This is a genomic window from Desulfomonilia bacterium, assembly GCA_036567785.1.
Taxonomy (GTDB): domain Bacteria; phylum Desulfobacterota; class Desulfomonilia; order UBA1062; family UBA1062; genus DATCTV01.
In genome coordinates, this window is the sequence record DATCTV010000062.1 from 288,967 (window position 1) to 303,087 (window position 14,121).

Genomic DNA, 14,121 nt, shown 5'->3' on the forward strand with positions numbered 1-14,121 from the left:
TAGCTTAATATTTGTGAGAGGAATAAACCATTTAACAGGGATTAATCATTAATAGAAGATTCTTTTATTGAAACTCCTGATTCTAATAAATAAGAAGGGGAATTGAATGATAAAAAGTCTAATCCGGGTATTACTGGCGGTGGTATTGTTTATCGTAGGTTTCCAGACAGGCTTTGCGTCAGAAGAAGAGGCCCAGAAGCCTGCGGGGACGGCTTTGCAGGATATATCAGGCAAACGCGTAAGCGAGCCGTTCAAATATTCGGGATACGGAGCGCCTAAATTCAAGGGTGTCAGCAAAGAAACAACCTTTGTCGCCATGAGTGACGGGACAAAACTGGCTGTGGACATATTCCTGCCGAAGGACGGTCCTAAAACAGATAAGTTTCCCGCAATATTCATCTTCACACCCTATGGCAGGTCATATCTCTATCCGCAGATGACTTGGTATGAAAAAGTGATTGCCCGCATAACCAAAGGGACCTCAGGCCCGGTTTTCGACTATTCCCTTAAGTATGATACGAAACTCTTTCTTTCGCATGGCTATGCAATCGTTGTGGCAGACATGAGGGGAACAGGCGCCTCCTACGGGTCGCAGATTCCCTTTACACCTGTTCTGGCTGAAGACGGAAAAGAGATGGTGGACTGGATCGGCTCACAGCCCTGGTCGAACGGAAAAGTCGGGATGACCGGGCAGTCGTATCTGGGCTGGATTCAACTCATGATAGCTGCGAAGCATCCCAAGGCTTTAACCTGCATCATGCCCGAGATGATACTGGCCGACGGCTTTACCGAAGGCATACGACCCGGCGGGATTGATGCAATCGCATGGATTGAACGTTACAGCGAATTTCTGCAGAACCTAAATCTCAACCGGTTTGATCCCGGGAAAATGAGTCTACCCACGACACCTGCAAAGGATGAGGATAATGATGGGAGTTGTGCAGATGAAATGCCGCTCATGAAGGACGGCTCATTCCTCGATAATGGAGTGCCTGTATACAGCGACGGCAGGAAGCGGCAGGATATCTACTTCAATGCCACGAAAGAGCACACATCTGACATTCCATTCAACTTCTTCGCCAGAAAGAATACACCATATTTCGACAGCACCGCACCGGAGATTATCGGTAACGCGCGCTTCGTCGACAGCAGCCCGGACTTCTATATAAACGAAATAATCGCATCCGGCATTCCGGTATATAACGTCGGCGGATGGTTCGACGGGTTTACCAAGGGCACGACAAAACTCTATGCAACGATGGAAGGCAAGACAGCTGCCCGGATGAACATAGCGCCCAGATTCCACTATCATCCGTTCATAACCAAACAGTATAAAAAATATTTCGGCTACGAAGAAGACTATACGAAACAGATAGCCGCCGAGCGGCTGCGTTTTTTCGACTTCTATCTGAAGGGGATACAAAACGGCATAGCCTCCGAGCCGCCTGTGAACATATATGTCATGAATTACGGCTGGCGCACAGAAAGAGAGTGGCCGCTCAAGCGTCAGAAAGTGACGCCTTTTTATTTCAATTCCCAGAACGGACTGTCACAAAAGCCTTCAAATGAAGGTGCTGATACATATATGGCGGACTTCACCCACAGTTCGAGCTATGGGAAAAACAATAAAAACCGCTGGCTGATGATGTATACACCCGACGGGCTGATGGACCGAACCGCTCCTGATAAAAAATGCCTTGTCTATGAGACGGAGATTCTGGTCGGCGACATAGAGGTCACCGGACATCCGGTTGTGGATATATGGGTTTCGTCCAGTAGGGATGACGGCGATTTCTATGTGTATCTTACCGATGTGGACGAATCCGGGAGATCTCTTTACGTGACCGAAGGTGAACTTCGCGCCGGATGGAAGAACGAATACAATGATGACGACCAGGTGCTCGGAAAAACGGATATTAAGCCTGATCTTCCATGGCACGGATACAGGAAAGATCAGTACACTGAAAAACCGTTTGCGGACGGCAAAACAGTAGAACTCAGGTTTGATCTGATGCCGACATCATGGGTTTTCAAAAAAGGCCACAGGATAAGGATAGCCATAGCATGCGCTGACTATAGGAATTTCGAAATGAATCCGTACCTATGCTCGGGCAATGAGCCGGGAGACTGTCCCGAAACTCTTGTCTCGATAAAGCACACCAAAGAATACCCGTCAAGAATTGAACTGCCGGTGATACCGTCTGCGCAATAATGGTGGATGCAAACGGGTAAAATTTCATAATGACGATAATCGGGCAGGTCTTAATTCTTGAAAATAAAATTATTTTGACAAACCTGAAAGGATGACTCACTAATAATTTATCAAATAAAATGGTCGGGAGGCTAAAATGAAAATTCAAAAAATAATGGCGCTGATTTTCATTGTCTGCCTCTTTGTACCTCTCAATCAGGTTATGGCCGGGCAGTGTGATGATCTATACAAGATTGCAAAAGGAAACGTTGATACCGCAAAAACATTTGCCAGCCAGAAAAATTACCAAAAGGCCCAGGAGCTTTATCTGGATGCAGCTCGTCAATTTGAGCAGGCGGCTGCCATGAATGACTGCAGCACCAGGGAAATGATGGAAAATTCCAGGCAAAACGCGGAATACTGCAGGAATGAAGCGGCAGCGATAAAGGAAAATGTGAATAGAAGTGCAGCCAATGACAAACTGTTGGATGACTTCAACCAGGCGAAAGACATATACAATCAGGGAGTTGATCAGATGAACAACCACCAGTGGCTGAATGCCATAAGCTCTTTCGATCAGGCTGCCGCCTTATGGAATCAGGTGGCGGCGGAGGCTCCTCCGAGCGACTTGAAGAATAAGGCCCTTCTCTATGCAAAAGATGCCAATGATACTGCAAACCTTATCAGGGAATATAAAAAGAAGAATCTGTACCGCTGATAAACTCGAAAAAAAATATTAAGGCCAGGGGAGGTGAAGGTATGAAACGATCAGGGTTAATTATAGTTCTGGTTATTGCGGCGGTGTTGATTGCTCTGCCTGCATCTGCCAAAGAGGAGGGTAAAACAGTGACAACAGCATCCGGCCTTAAATATATCGATGTTGTTGCAGGCAACGGCGCCTCGCCATCTGTAGGTAAACGTGTAAAGGTGCATTATACCGGGACACTTGAAAACGGCAAAAAATTCGACAGTTCGGTTGACCGGAATCAGCCTTTTTCGTTTATTATAGGTGTGGGTCAGGTCATCCCGGGGTGGGATGAAGGTGTCATGACGATGAAAGTCGGCGGTAAAAGGAAGCTTATCATACCTCCCAATCTCGGTTACGGTGCTAAGGGAGCGGGCGGGGTCATTCCTCCGAACGCAACGCTGCTTTTTGATGTGGAGCTGCTCGACGTCGAAAAATAATCAGCCTTAAGATATTTCCGCCGGCGGTTCATGTGATGAGGCTGCCGGTTTAATATCATGCTGGAGTACACGAGTGAGCAATCTGATTTCAGCCGAAGGCTTGAAAAAACTGATCGAGGAGTATGATTATCTCTGGAAGGTGGAGCGCCCTAAAGTGGTTCGCGGTGTCGCCGATGCCGCAGCGGAAGGTGACCGATCGGAGAATGCCGAATACATCTATGGCAAAAGGCGCCTGAGAGAGATAGACAGCAAGCTTAAACATCTTTCTTCCCGGCTGAAAGTGCTGAAAGTGGCTGATCCTCCCCCTGAACATCCGTCTGCGGTTACTTTCGGATGCTGGGTCACGTATGAGGAGGAGTCTGGAATCAAACGTTGTTATCAGCTGGTTGGTCCCGAGGAGACTGATGTGAGCACAGGCAGGATCAGCATTGACTCGCCTGTCGGCAGGGCGCTGCTTAACAGGAAGGTGGATGAGGAAGTTACTGTTAAGAGGCCTGACGGAGAGATCACATTGTGTATCACAGGGATTTTTTCGACCCGGCCTGAATAATGAAGGCAAGACTTCTGGAACTGGCTTCAAAACGCAAAAGACCTGAAGAAATTGAGCTTAAAAACAATAGGGGAGGGTGTAATGGTTAAAATTCTGCTTTTTCTTGTTCTGGGTTTGACTGCGGGAGGGTTAAGCGGCTTGATCGGTATTGGTGGTGGAGTCATCATTGTTCCTGCCCTGATATTCCTGTTTGGTTTTTCACAGCATATGGCTCAAGGCACGACTTTAGCCCTGCTGGTTCCGCCAATCGGCATTCTTGGCGCATGGGCATACTACAGGCAAGGTTATGTTGATATAAAAATTGCATTAATTATCTGCCTGGGCTTCTTCATCGGAAGCCTCATTGGGGCAAAGTTCGCCGTAAATATACCCGGGAGGCTCCTGGAAAAGATATTCGGGATAGCCTTGTTTGCGATATCGTTAAAAATGATATTTTCCAGATGAAACAGGATATGAGACGGGATCCGTGCAGGATTGAAGAGGCATATGATTCCGTAGCCGATGAATTCCTGGGCATGAAAACACATCTGGACTTCATGTATTTCACTGTTGATTTCATTTTCGGCTGCCTGAAAAAGTGCGGCTTGGTCGATGTTGATATAATTGAAAGAGAGCCGTATCCGGATGTGGAATATCAAAGCGGAAGGGCTTATGTGTTTACAGTAAAGCCTGCCGGGATATAATTATTTATATTGGGAGGTTGGTAAAGATGTTGTGCGTAAATATATGGAGTTTCAGGGGCAAGTCGGCTGCGTGGGGACATGCTTCGATGCAGATTGACAGGACATATATCTCATGGTGGCCGGAAAGGCCGGGGCTTGTTCCTTCTCACATTCACCAGAACATATATTCGTCCAATCCTTTCAGGAACAGGACATTCGATGAGGATGTAAAGGCTGAAAAGCAGAAGCCCGACCATCAGATATACATAGAAGGGCTTGACGAAAACAGGATCAAGGACTGGTGGCAGTCGTTCGGCCTGAACAGGGACGGCGTGAAGTTTCAGGGCCCGCTTCTCCCATGGGATACTCTCAAATTAAACTGCTCGACCGTCGTATCCACTGCATTGAGGAAAGGAGGGGGCGACAGGTATTCAAGTTGGGTTAAGTCTTGGAACCTCGTATGGAAACCATCTGATGTTCTTGCCTATGCCCTGTCCATCCAGAAGGGACTTGCAAGGAAAGACAAGAGCGAAGATCCCCTGAAGAACTACAAGGGATTCTGATGCCCGTTCCTTGAAGCATGCAAAAAGGTGTGGTGATATGAGGACTCACAATGAAAGCTGACAGTCCGAGTGAAACCGCAATGAAGGTTGCGTTGAGGCGTGCCGCCCACCAGATTATGGACAGGCCCAGGGTGTTAGAGGACCCACTTGCATTGCGCATCCTTGGTCTTGAAAATGCCTTGTCGCAAAACCCATTACCAGAATGGCTGAAGGATTCAACACTATCTCGCGTGATCAGGGCCTCAATGGCCGCCCGCAGCAGGTTTGCGGAAGACGAACTTGGCAGGGCCGTGCAAAACGGAATCAGACAATATGTGGTTCTCGGCGCAGGGCTCGATACATTTGCATACAGGAATCCCTACGAAGATCTGCGCGTGTTCGAGGTGGACTGTCCGGACACGCAAACATTTAAGCGCACTCTTTTGAATAAATCAGGCATTGATGTTCCATCAGGACTTACATTCTCACCCGTTGATTTTGAAAAAGAGACGCTCGCTGAGGGCCTGATCCGGGCAGGCTTCAAGAGGGATGAAAGGGCGTTCTTCTCGTGGCTGGGCGTTACCATGTATCTGAGCGGGGCTGCAATCGATACGACACTTGCATTTATCGCATCAATGCCTGCAGGAAGTGTTGTGGTTTTCGACTACATGATATCTCCTTCACTGCTCGGGCCGACAGGCATGAAAGCATTTGAAGGTCTGTCCAGTCATGTGGCCGAGGCAGGCGAACCGTTTCAAAGTTTCTTCGATCCGTCCGAGTTGAGGAAGCATTTACTGAAAATGGGATTCGCTCATGCCGAAGATATTGGTCCTGATGATATGAACGCAAGATACTTCAGCAATCGTACCGACGGAATGAAGACGGGAAGGCTCGCACATTTAATGAACGCGCGGACCTGACCGGATGAACAGGGCTGAATTCTAAAATCGAATCAGTCGCTTAAGGCCGAGCAAACCTTTTTGCCGTATGAGGCGCTCAACGCGATCAAAAGCTGTCCCCCTGAATAGAGGAAAGGCCCGAACAGTATCGGCACAACCTTTGAGTATGTATGAAGGGCGAATTCGACATCGCCTATATATAGCATGGCGGTGCCGATTGTAAGGAATGTTGCCTGAGTCTTTGATATCTTATTTCCGAAAAATGTGGAAACCGCCCTGGTGACGACGAACGGTAGCACGAGCCCGTATATCATCCCGGGTATCCTCATATTGCCGAGATAGGGCCAGAGATATGACATGACGCCTGCGTATATAACGAGGGCCGCCGCTCCCACATACAGGTCCTGCCTGTGAAAGCCGTTTATTACGGTAAGCCCCACGGCGTATGTCATGTAGGCGATGATTGCGATTACGAGGCCCCTTATGACAACGAACGGGTCGGTCATGTTGAGGTTCAGAAAGTCTCCAAGGAGAGCAATTGCAAGACCTGCAGAGAGCCAGACAGTGAGTTTTCTGTTGGTGCCAGGCCTGGTGAAGGAGAGCAGGGCGGTTATTATGCACAGGATCGTTATAACGGGCTGGACTACCGAAACGGTCGAAAGGTCGTTCTGCTGGCGAGCCCACCAGTAGATTACAATACCCACGACTGCGAAAAGAACCGGGATAAGATAATACATGGCCGCCTCCCCGAGAATAATATTTACTTGATTCTCTTTATCGATACCACATCCGGCCTTTAATCACTATTTCAAAAGAATTGGGTCTTGGATAAGGCTTTGTCTGCTTGCTTCATCATTGACAAATACTGATTAATGCCGAAAATGAAATGATATGGAAATATTCAATAGAAATAATTGGAGGAACACCGGAAAGCTCGAAGCCCTCACCTCATACATGCTCATAAGCCCATACAGCTCATCGTGCGGAAATCTGTCAATACAGGTTTCCGAGGTTCCGGCCGGGTCGGAGCAGCCTGTTCATGCACATGAACCCGAACAGTGCTATTATATCATCAGCGGTAAAGGGCTTATGATCATTGAAGACGAGAGACGGGAGGTTTGCGCAGGTGACGCAATTCATATCCCGCCAAACAGAAATCACGGGATAAAAAATACGGGAAATGAGGTTCTGGAATATCTGACTGCCAACTCGCCCTGCTTTTCAAAAGAGTATGAAGACCGGTTGTGGCCGGCAAACCCTAAAAAAAACAGGAAAAGATAAAAATGAAAAAAGAGGAAAGTCATCAGGCAAAAGAGGATAAAAAACTGGCAGCGGTATGCGGTCTTTACTGTGAGGCTTGCTCCTTATATATCGCAACCACTGAAGACCCGGCCAGGCTCAAGGCTATGGCCAGCCGGTTTCAGATGTCAGAGGAAGAAGTGAAATGCTATGGGTGCCTCGCGGAAAAGAGAGGCCCTTACTGCAGGATATGCAAAATGTCCGGTTGCGCCGCTCAAAAGGGAATCGGTTTCTGTGTGGAATGTGACGAGTATCCATGTGAAGCTTTGAAAGAATTTCAGTCGGCAATGCCGCACAGGATCGAGCTTTTCAAAGACCTTGACCGGATCAGGACAGCGGGATGGGAGAACTGGCTGAAGGAGATACGGGAAAACTACAGTTGCCATAAATGCCGGACAATTAATTCCGCCTACGATATTAAATGCAGGAATTGCGGCGAAGAACCGGGCAGTGATTACGCGGCCAGAAATAAAGAAGCAATCGGTAAGCATCTGAAGAAAATGTTGTTCACTTGTGATGACTGAAGATGGTCTGCACAATAAAAGATAAATTATTACCTGAAAAAGAAAGGATAAATAATTATGGAAAAGACAGATATCATTAAAGCGTACGGTGAAACAAATTTCAGGACTGCTGCTAAGCTTTCAATATGCCTGGGCGGTTTTCTGATGATTATTGCATTGAATTCAGTGCCTCTTCAGGCTGAGACGAATTGGCCTCATATGGCCGTATCAAAAGACGGCGTTCCGATTTCATATGAAATATACGGTGCAGGAGAGCCGACCCTTGTCTTCGTGCATGGCTGGAGCTGTGATTCGCGTTACTGGAGGGCGCAGCTTCCGTATTTTTCAAAAAAATACAGGGTTGTCGTCATCGATCTTGCAGGCCACGGTAATTCCGGCCTGTCGCGCAAGGATTATACGATGAAGTCTTTCGGAGAGGATGTCAAGGCGGTTGCCGATGCGGCGGGAGGCGGAAAAGTCATCCTGATAGGCCATTCAATGGGCGGTTCTGTGATAGCGGAAGCCGCCGGGCTCATGCCTGATAATGTCATAGGCCTGATCGGCATAGATACGCTTCAGGACATTGAGTATCCGCTCACACAAAAAGAGCTTAAAATGATGACTGAGCCTATTGAAAAAGACTTTAGGACAGGAAGCCGTGAATTTATCAAACAGATGATATTACCCGGAACCGATAAAAAACTCAGTGAATGGATTCTATCCGATATTTCGGCTGCACCACCAACTGTAGCCATGAGTGCAATGAACAATATGATGGCCCAGTACATTACAGGGGACGCTGCGAAGATATTCGATAAAATCCGCGTTCCGGTCATTACGGTGGATGGGGATATGTCGGCGATCAACTATAAGGCCAACAGGAGGCATATGTTTTCCTTCGAAGCGATCATTATAAAAAATGCCGATCATTTCCTGATGATGGACAAATCCGACGAATTCAACCTGGCATTGGATAAGGCGATAGATAAGCTCTCGGGAAAACCGGATAAGTAAGCTTTGAAGAGTTATAAAAATCTCATTTCAAGGAGGAAATGAAGATGAAATTTATCTCTATGCTTTATGTAATAAACGCAACACTGCTTATCCTGCATGAGATCGAGTCTGCCTATGAAAAGGAATGGGAGATACTAAGACTTCCGGGAAAGATAACCGGCTTTCTGCTCCTTCATGTTCCGATTGTCATTCTGATTTTCTATGGATTGATCGAGATTGAGAAATTGAGCACCATCGGATTTGTATTCGGCATTATAACAGGCATAGGCGGGGTTGTTCCTTTTATAGTTCATAAAATTATCGTCAGAAGAAATGGGCATTTCAACCTGATTATTTCAAATGTAATAATCAACCTTAATGTCTTGTCGGGAATATGCCTGTTTCTTTTATCGGTGCGGTATTTTGTTTGAACGTCGTGGAGGACTCAAGGTGAAGAATCCGGACAGAGAATCGGTATCAAGGCTCGAAGAGCTTCCTAATATCGGCAAGGCTATTGCAGGAGACCTCAGGCTCATAGGCATCGATCATCCGGCTAAGCTCATCGGAAAAGACCCTTTTAAATTGTATGAAAAGCTCAACAGGGCGACGGGAAAAAGACAGGACCCGTGCGTTATCGATGTGTTCATGGCGGCTGTTCATTTCATGGAAAGCGGCGACGCTCTTCCATGGTGGTCGTTTACAGATGAGAGAAAAAGGCTCGTTAAAGGAAGAATCTGATATCAAGGTTCATATTCATTCACATGAATCAAGCCCGTATATCGCTGTGGCGATCGCACCCATGAGCGCCGTGTCATAGCCGAGCCTGCTGAGCCTCACAGCAGGCGCAGGAACGATTTTCAGATACCCTGCCATGACATCTGCCGCGGCGTTTATGAAATTTTCCCCGGCACCTATGGCAACGCCTCCTCCGATTACTATAACGTCAGGAAGATATATTGCGGCAAGATTTCTAAGTCCCTGGCCCAGGTTATATGCTACTTCTTCCCATTCTTCAGGGTCAAGTTCCTCGGCGGGTTTGCCATAAATGCGCCTTATTCCGTTGCCTGAGACAAGGGCTTCTAAACAGTCAGTAGCACCGCATTCGCAGACGATATTTTCAGGATGGCTGCACCTGAAATTTATTGACTGGTGGCCCGCTTCAGGGTGTGCGCCTCCTGATCCCCTGTATATACGGCCGCCCACGATGTATCCGCCGCCCATGCCGGTGCTGATTGTAAGATAGAGAAGCCTTTGAGACTTTTCTCCGCCGAAGTAGTATTCTCCCAGCGCTGCAATATTTGTATCGACATCAACATGAAAATCGCAGTGCCATTTTCCGGTCATGATCTTCTTTAAGGGCACGTTCCTCCATGCCGGCTGATGAAGCGGCGAAACAATACCAGCCTGCCAGTCAAGAGGTCCGCCGATTGCAGCGCCTATTGATTTTATACGTCTTCCGCTGGAAACTTCTTCGATCATGGAGTCAATCAGGTTGAGTCCGTCGGCAAGCTTCACCGGGGTTCCAGTCTGAATCCTTCTTATAATGCCGCCCGAGGAATCGGCCGAGGCGACAAGCAGCTTTGTCCCACCTATATCCAGCCCGATATAAATACCGTTATCATCAAAATCCATTACAGCTGTCCTTTTGTCTTTTCATTGTAGCATCCTGCTTCTTGGCAATTCGAGAAATGTCAACTTTAAGCTTGCAAAAATGATGTAAGCAAGTCGTGTATTCTGTACATCGTGGTATGCCGGAATGCGGAATATCACTTAAATTCCAAGACGGCTAATCTTTGAACTCATCGGTATTCCTGAGAATTTTATATTTTTTCAGAAGCAGTTCCTCATGGTTTTTCTCCTGCAATATGAATTCCCTGATAATATCTTTTATTGAAGGATCATCACTGCTGTCCAGCATCTCGGCGTACAGTCTTTGCGCATCCTGTTCCCCCTTTATCGCTTTCTTAAAAAGAAGAAGCAGTTTTTCCTGTTTTTGTGTAAGGGTTGACATAATGCCTCCTAATTTTTTTTGGTAATAATATTTCTGTCTATCGGTAAATCTGGCTCATATGATTAATCTGCCTGTACATACTGCGGAATATCAAGTCAGCGCCCGTGATTTGCCAAAGTAAACTTAATTAAAATGATAAAGGTTGATCCGTACTCTTGCCGATCAGGGGTACGAAGGAGGGCGAAAATGAAAACCGGAAACAGGCTCAGGGCTTTCATGCAAGGATATGCGACGAAGGGATGTGTATAAAATGGATTCCCTGGAAAGATTCTAAGGAAATTAAAAAATGAAGAAAGGATTTACTGCATTTGCGGCATGCCTGTTTATAGTTCTTGCTGTCCTGAACGGGTGCGCCTGGCTCGGCGGAAAATTGGCGAAAGAGGAAAAAGCCGAACCGTGCAGGTTCCTGTTTTATGACCAGTATGCCGATTATCTGAGCCGAAAGGACATCAAGCTGAAGGATGCATTCGTCTTTGGTGTTTCGAGCAAGGAAAAAATTGTTGCCATAACCTTTGATGACGGCCCGTCCGAAAATTCCGGTAAGATCCTCTCAATTCTTAAGGAGCTTGAGTGTCATGCCGCGTTTTTTCTCGTGGCTGAAAATATGAATTTCGAGAATATCGTACAGTACAGGGAGCCGCTTTTCGAGACATATATTCACGGATATTCACATGAAAAGTACACCGCTTATGATAGGGAAAAATGCTTTGAGGAAGTCGAAAAGGCGCGGTATGTGTTTGAGAGTCTGGGAATAACGTCCGAATATTTCAGACCGCCTTATGGTGCCTTCAATGATAATCTGAAGAATGCGCTTGCCGGAAACAAGCTTACGGGAGTGCTCTGGAGTCTTGATTCTCTCGACTGGGCCGGACTTTCAGGAAATGACCTTACCGGCAGGGTGGTGTCGAATGTCCGGGACGGAGACATAATACTTTTTCATGAAACCCCATGGACCCCTGATGAACTGGAAAGGATAGTCACTGGAATCAGGGAAAAAGGCTTCAGGATTGTGCCTTTGAAATACCTGCTTCAATTCCGGAAATGCCCTTCTCCAGAAGGCATGCAGATCGCTTCACTTGAAAATTGAATCAGATTTTTGTCTGTAACTTATACATTAAATTCACGGCAATGGAATATTTCCACATCAATATAATTGCAATATGGAAATAATAGTGTTATTTTATTGTCATGAAGAAAAATCCCATTAACATCCCAAGAAAGGAACTGGATGATCTTCTGTTCAACGCCCTTCTTGCCGTTTACAGGTTTGAAAGGCAGAAGATCAATACCTTCGGACTGGACTACACCGCCATACTTGCCCTGCAGATGCTCAGGAGAAAAAATCCCCAGCGCATGCGTGAACTGGTGGACGGGATAGGCCTTCCGTTCAGCAGCGCCACGAGGCTTTTCGGGAAGCTTGAAGAGGCTGGTTACGTGAAAAGGGTTTACGCCGAAGAGGACAGGCGTGGTGTCCATGTCTATCTGACCACAAGCGGTGAGGAGATTGTACAGAAACTGGAAGAAGATACATATAAAATCATATCCGAGACCTCGAGACAATATGATGCCAGAACGTTGAATCATTTCATAAAAACAGCGGACAACATGGGCAGGATTCTGGGAGTTGAGAATATAAACCAAACCAAGGGTGAATAACCAGATAAGGAGGTTTTTTGTGGGCTGCTGCAAAATCGAGTTAAGAGGAAAGAATGTACTTGTGACAGGCGGTGCGATGGGCATGGGGAAATCCATGGCCGGGCTTTTTCTGAAGGAAGGTGCGCGTGTGGCGATAGTAGATATCAGGGAAGCCGAGCTTGCAGCCGCAACAAAGGAACTGGCGCCATCGGGTCAGATTGCCGCCTATGTATGCGATATCTCCGATAAGTGGAATATATATTCGCTTGCGGAAAAGTTGAAGAAGGAATTCGGCACGATTGACATCCTCGTTAACAATGCGGGAGTCGTCCGCTCTGCGCCCTTTTTGCAAAAGACGGATGAGGTGATTGAAAAGCTTATTGCCGTAAACCTCATGTCGATTTTCTGGACTACAAAGGCATTTCTTCCCGACATGGTTTCAAAAGGCGAGGGCGTCATAGTTAATATGGCATCTGCAGGCGGTCTGCTGGGAGTACCTTATATTTCTGACTACTGTGCATCAAAATTTGCCGTCGTAGGACTAACCGAATCTCTCAGACAGGAAATGGCTCTGGCGGGACAGAAAAAGATTAAATTCATATATGTATGTCCGAATACGGTTTCAACCGGCATGTTTGAAGGAGCGCAGGCTGTAAAAGGCACCAGAATGCTCACGCCTGAAGATGTGACCGTGAAAATCATAGAAGGCATCAAAAACGGCAGGGCGATGATAGGCGTGCCGTCGAGCGTTTATACTCTGCCCCTTGTTAAGGCCATCCTGCCGATAGGCGCCATGGACTTTTTATGCAGGGTGCTCGGCATTGCCACTTCATCAAAGAACATGACCGGAAGAAAAGATTCCATAATCTTAAGATAGACCCGATAGGGAAGGCAGACCTATGGGAAACATTAGAATCATTTTCACGGCGTTGATTGTTCTTATACCAGCAATTTCTGTTGCGGCAGGCTTCAACTGTGAAAGGGCATCTTCCTCCATAGAGAAGATGATCTGCGGAAATCCCGATTTAAGCCTGATGGATGAAAGCATGACCGCTGCATACAAAAAGGCAGTGGCCGGGGCCTCGGATTCGGCCCCGCTGTCGGCGGACCAGAAGCTGTGGCTTAAAAACACCCGGAATGCATGCAGGGATGTGTCCTGCCTGAAGAAGGCTTATCAGGAAAGAACAGCCGAGCTCAATAAGTGGAATGAACCTGCTGATAAAAACGACAGGGATATTTTTGGAAACTATACAATAACCAGGGACAACTATATCCATAATCCCGATACCGGCAGGGATGAGCCGGCAAGGACCACGGACTGCCTGACAATAAAGAAATCCAAAGGAGACAGGATTTATTTCTCTTTCATTCTCGTTGGTGCAAACGGCCATACCTGCTCGATGGACGGCGAGGCGGTTTACAAAGGCACTGCATATCAGTCTGTCCCTGAGAGAAATAATCCGGACTATCCGAAAGATTGCAGGATTAATATCCGCATAAAAAGGAACACAATACTGATTGAAGATATGAACGGCGGTTGCAAGGAATCCTTCTGCGGCATGAGGGCCGTAATAGACGGAGTGGAATTCGGCCGCAAACAGAAGACTTCAAAAGAATGCGAGCAGTTTTGACGCCTGGGTGTGAAGTAAAC

20 protein-coding genes are annotated in these 14,121 nt (G+C 46.9%); 17 read left to right on the plus strand and 3 right to left on the minus strand.

What is annotated here, in order from left to right; translation table 11 throughout:
- The first annotated feature begins 106 nt into the window (after window positions 1-106).
- From VIS94_17240 to VIS94_17275, 8 genes are all read left to right on the plus strand, one after another.
- Window positions 107-2,212 carry a CocE/NonD family hydrolase gene (locus VIS94_17240; protein ID HEY9162824.1) on the plus strand — a complete coding sequence of 702 codons (2,106 nt, stop codon included), beginning with the start codon at window positions 107-109 and terminating at the stop codon, window positions 2,210-2,212.
- A 136-nt stretch (window positions 2,213-2,348) separates the two neighbouring features.
- On the plus strand, window positions 2,349-2,909 hold the full coding sequence (locus VIS94_17245) for a hypothetical protein (GenBank protein ID HEY9162825.1): 561 nt from the start codon (window positions 2,349-2,351) through the stop codon (window positions 2,907-2,909).
- A gap of 41 nt (window positions 2,910-2,950) precedes the next feature.
- On the plus strand, window positions 2,951-3,376 hold the full coding sequence (locus VIS94_17250) for an FKBP-type peptidyl-prolyl cis-trans isomerase (GenBank protein ID HEY9162826.1): 426 nt from the start codon (window positions 2,951-2,953) through the stop codon (window positions 3,374-3,376).
- Between the two features lie 73 nt (window positions 3,377-3,449).
- Entirely contained in the window at window positions 3,450-3,926 is a 477-nt protein-coding gene (locus VIS94_17255) for a GreA/GreB family elongation factor (protein ID HEY9162827.1), read from the plus strand.
- 81 nt (window positions 3,927-4,007) lie between these two features.
- On the plus strand, window positions 4,008-4,370 hold the full coding sequence (locus VIS94_17260) for a sulfite exporter TauE/SafE family protein (protein HEY9162828.1): 363 nt from the start codon (window positions 4,008-4,010) through the stop codon (window positions 4,368-4,370).
- Window positions 4,367-4,609 (plus strand): hypothetical protein, encoded by a 243-nt coding sequence (locus VIS94_17265; GenBank protein HEY9162829.1) that lies wholly within the window; start codon window positions 4,367-4,369, stop codon window positions 4,607-4,609. The genes VIS94_17260 and VIS94_17265 overlap by 4 nt, the downstream gene beginning before the upstream one ends.
- Before the next feature lie 26 nt (window positions 4,610-4,635).
- A complete protein-coding gene (locus tag VIS94_17270) occupies window positions 4,636-5,151 on the plus strand; it encodes a hypothetical protein (GenBank protein ID HEY9162830.1) in 516 nt (171 codons plus the stop codon).
- 50 nt (window positions 5,152-5,201) lie between these two features.
- Entirely contained in the window at window positions 5,202-6,050 is an 849-nt protein-coding gene (locus tag VIS94_17275) for a class I SAM-dependent methyltransferase (GenBank protein ID HEY9162831.1), read from the plus strand.
- A gap of 32 nt (window positions 6,051-6,082) precedes the next feature.
- Here VIS94_17275 and VIS94_17280 read toward each other — a convergent pair whose 3' ends face one another.
- A complete protein-coding gene (locus VIS94_17280) occupies window positions 6,083-6,766 on the minus strand; it encodes a lysoplasmalogenase family protein (protein ID HEY9162832.1) in 684 nt (227 codons plus the stop codon).
- 154 nt (window positions 6,767-6,920) lie between these two features.
- Here VIS94_17280 and VIS94_17285 point away from each other — a divergent pair, with 154 nt between their 5' ends.
- Genes VIS94_17285 through VIS94_17305 form a run of 5 tightly spaced genes read left to right on the plus strand, consistent with a single transcriptional unit; the run spans window position 6,921 to window position 9,562 of the window.
- Window positions 6,921-7,310, plus strand: a complete 390-nt coding sequence (locus VIS94_17285; GenBank protein HEY9162833.1) for a cupin domain-containing protein — start codon at window positions 6,921-6,923, stop codon at window positions 7,308-7,310.
- 2 nt (window positions 7,311-7,312) lie between these two features.
- Window positions 7,313-7,852 (plus strand): DUF3795 domain-containing protein, encoded by a 540-nt coding sequence (locus tag VIS94_17290; protein ID HEY9162834.1) that lies wholly within the window; start codon window positions 7,313-7,315, stop codon window positions 7,850-7,852.
- Between the two features lie 57 nt (window positions 7,853-7,909).
- Window positions 7,910-8,845 (plus strand): alpha/beta hydrolase, encoded by a 936-nt coding sequence (locus tag VIS94_17295; GenBank protein ID HEY9162835.1) that lies wholly within the window; start codon window positions 7,910-7,912, stop codon window positions 8,843-8,845.
- Between the two features lie 44 nt (window positions 8,846-8,889).
- Window positions 8,890-9,255 carry a DUF6713 family protein gene (locus VIS94_17300; GenBank protein HEY9162836.1) on the plus strand — a complete coding sequence of 122 codons (366 nt, stop codon included), beginning with the start codon at window positions 8,890-8,892 and terminating at the stop codon, window positions 9,253-9,255.
- 19 nt (window positions 9,256-9,274) lie between these two features.
- Window positions 9,275-9,562: a helix-hairpin-helix domain-containing protein gene (locus tag VIS94_17305; GenBank protein HEY9162837.1), complete on the plus strand. Its 288-nt coding sequence runs from the start codon at window positions 9,275-9,277 to the stop codon at window positions 9,560-9,562.
- Window positions 9,563-9,577: 15 nt separating this feature from the next.
- Here the strand turns inward: VIS94_17305 and VIS94_17310 are convergent, their stop codons facing one another.
- Window positions 9,578-10,456, minus strand: a complete 879-nt coding sequence (locus tag VIS94_17310; GenBank protein HEY9162838.1) for an ROK family protein — start codon at window positions 10,454-10,456, stop codon at window positions 9,578-9,580.
- Window positions 10,457-10,610: 154 nt separating this feature from the next.
- Window positions 10,611-10,835: a ferritin family protein gene (locus VIS94_17315; GenBank protein ID HEY9162839.1), complete on the minus strand. Its 225-nt coding sequence runs from the start codon at window positions 10,833-10,835 to the stop codon at window positions 10,611-10,613.
- A 286-nt stretch (window positions 10,836-11,121) separates the two neighbouring features.
- Here VIS94_17315 and VIS94_17320 point away from each other — a divergent pair, with 286 nt between their 5' ends.
- From VIS94_17320 to VIS94_17335, 4 genes are all read left to right on the plus strand, one after another.
- A complete protein-coding gene (locus VIS94_17320; protein ID HEY9162840.1) occupies window positions 11,122-11,922 on the plus strand; it encodes a polysaccharide deacetylase family protein in 801 nt (266 codons plus the stop codon).
- A gap of 101 nt (window positions 11,923-12,023) precedes the next feature.
- The gene (locus VIS94_17325) at window positions 12,024-12,491 is read left to right on the plus strand and encodes a MarR family transcriptional regulator (GenBank protein ID HEY9162841.1); all 468 of its coding nucleotides are present in this window, start codon (window positions 12,024-12,026) and stop codon (window positions 12,489-12,491) included.
- Window positions 12,492-12,510: 19 nt separating this feature from the next.
- Complete coding sequence (locus tag VIS94_17330) at window positions 12,511-13,347, plus strand: SDR family oxidoreductase (protein HEY9162842.1); 837 nt, start codon at window positions 12,511-12,513, stop codon at window positions 13,345-13,347.
- Window positions 13,348-13,369: 22 nt separating this feature from the next.
- Window positions 13,370-14,101, plus strand: a complete 732-nt coding sequence (locus VIS94_17335) for a hypothetical protein (protein ID HEY9162843.1) — start codon at window positions 13,370-13,372, stop codon at window positions 14,099-14,101.
- Window positions 14,102-14,121: the final 20 nt, after the last annotated feature.

Coding starts and splice junctions, on each gene's coding strand:
- VIS94_17240 (HEY9162824.1), top strand. CDS start 107: ATGATAAAAAGTCTAATCCGGGTATTACTGGCGGTGGTATTGTTTATC.
- VIS94_17245 (HEY9162825.1), top strand. CDS start 2,349: ATGAAAATTCAAAAAATAATGGCGCTGATTTTCATTGTCTGCCTCTTT.
- VIS94_17250 (HEY9162826.1), top strand. CDS start 2,951: ATGAAACGATCAGGGTTAATTATAGTTCTGGTTATTGCGGCGGTGTTG.
- VIS94_17260 (HEY9162828.1), top strand. CDS start 4,008: ATGGTTAAAATTCTGCTTTTTCTTGTTCTGGGTTTGACTGCGGGAGGG.
- VIS94_17265 (HEY9162829.1), top strand. CDS start 4,367: ATGAAACAGGATATGAGACGGGATCCGTGCAGGATTGAAGAGGCATAT.
- VIS94_17270 (HEY9162830.1), top strand. CDS start 4,636: ATGTTGTGCGTAAATATATGGAGTTTCAGGGGCAAGTCGGCTGCGTGG.
- VIS94_17275 (HEY9162831.1), top strand. CDS start 5,202: ATGAAAGCTGACAGTCCGAGTGAAACCGCAATGAAGGTTGCGTTGAGG.
- VIS94_17280 (HEY9162832.1), bottom strand. CDS start 6,766: ATGTATTATCTTATCCCGGTTCTTTTCGCAGTCGTGGGTATTGTAATC.
- VIS94_17285 (HEY9162833.1), top strand. CDS start 6,921: ATGGAAATATTCAATAGAAATAATTGGAGGAACACCGGAAAGCTCGAA.
- VIS94_17290 (HEY9162834.1), top strand. CDS start 7,313: ATGAAAAAAGAGGAAAGTCATCAGGCAAAAGAGGATAAAAAACTGGCA.
- VIS94_17295 (HEY9162835.1), top strand. CDS start 7,910: ATGGAAAAGACAGATATCATTAAAGCGTACGGTGAAACAAATTTCAGG.
- VIS94_17300 (HEY9162836.1), top strand. CDS start 8,890: ATGAAATTTATCTCTATGCTTTATGTAATAAACGCAACACTGCTTATC.
- VIS94_17310 (HEY9162838.1), bottom strand. CDS start 10,456: ATGGATTTTGATGATAACGGTATTTATATCGGGCTGGATATAGGTGGG.
- VIS94_17315 (HEY9162839.1), bottom strand. CDS start 10,835: ATGTCAACCCTTACACAAAAACAGGAAAAACTGCTTCTTCTTTTTAAG.
- VIS94_17320 (HEY9162840.1), top strand. CDS start 11,122: ATGAAGAAAGGATTTACTGCATTTGCGGCATGCCTGTTTATAGTTCTT.
- VIS94_17325 (HEY9162841.1), top strand. CDS start 12,024: ATGAAGAAAAATCCCATTAACATCCCAAGAAAGGAACTGGATGATCTT.
- VIS94_17335 (HEY9162843.1), top strand. CDS start 13,370: ATGGGAAACATTAGAATCATTTTCACGGCGTTGATTGTTCTTATACCA.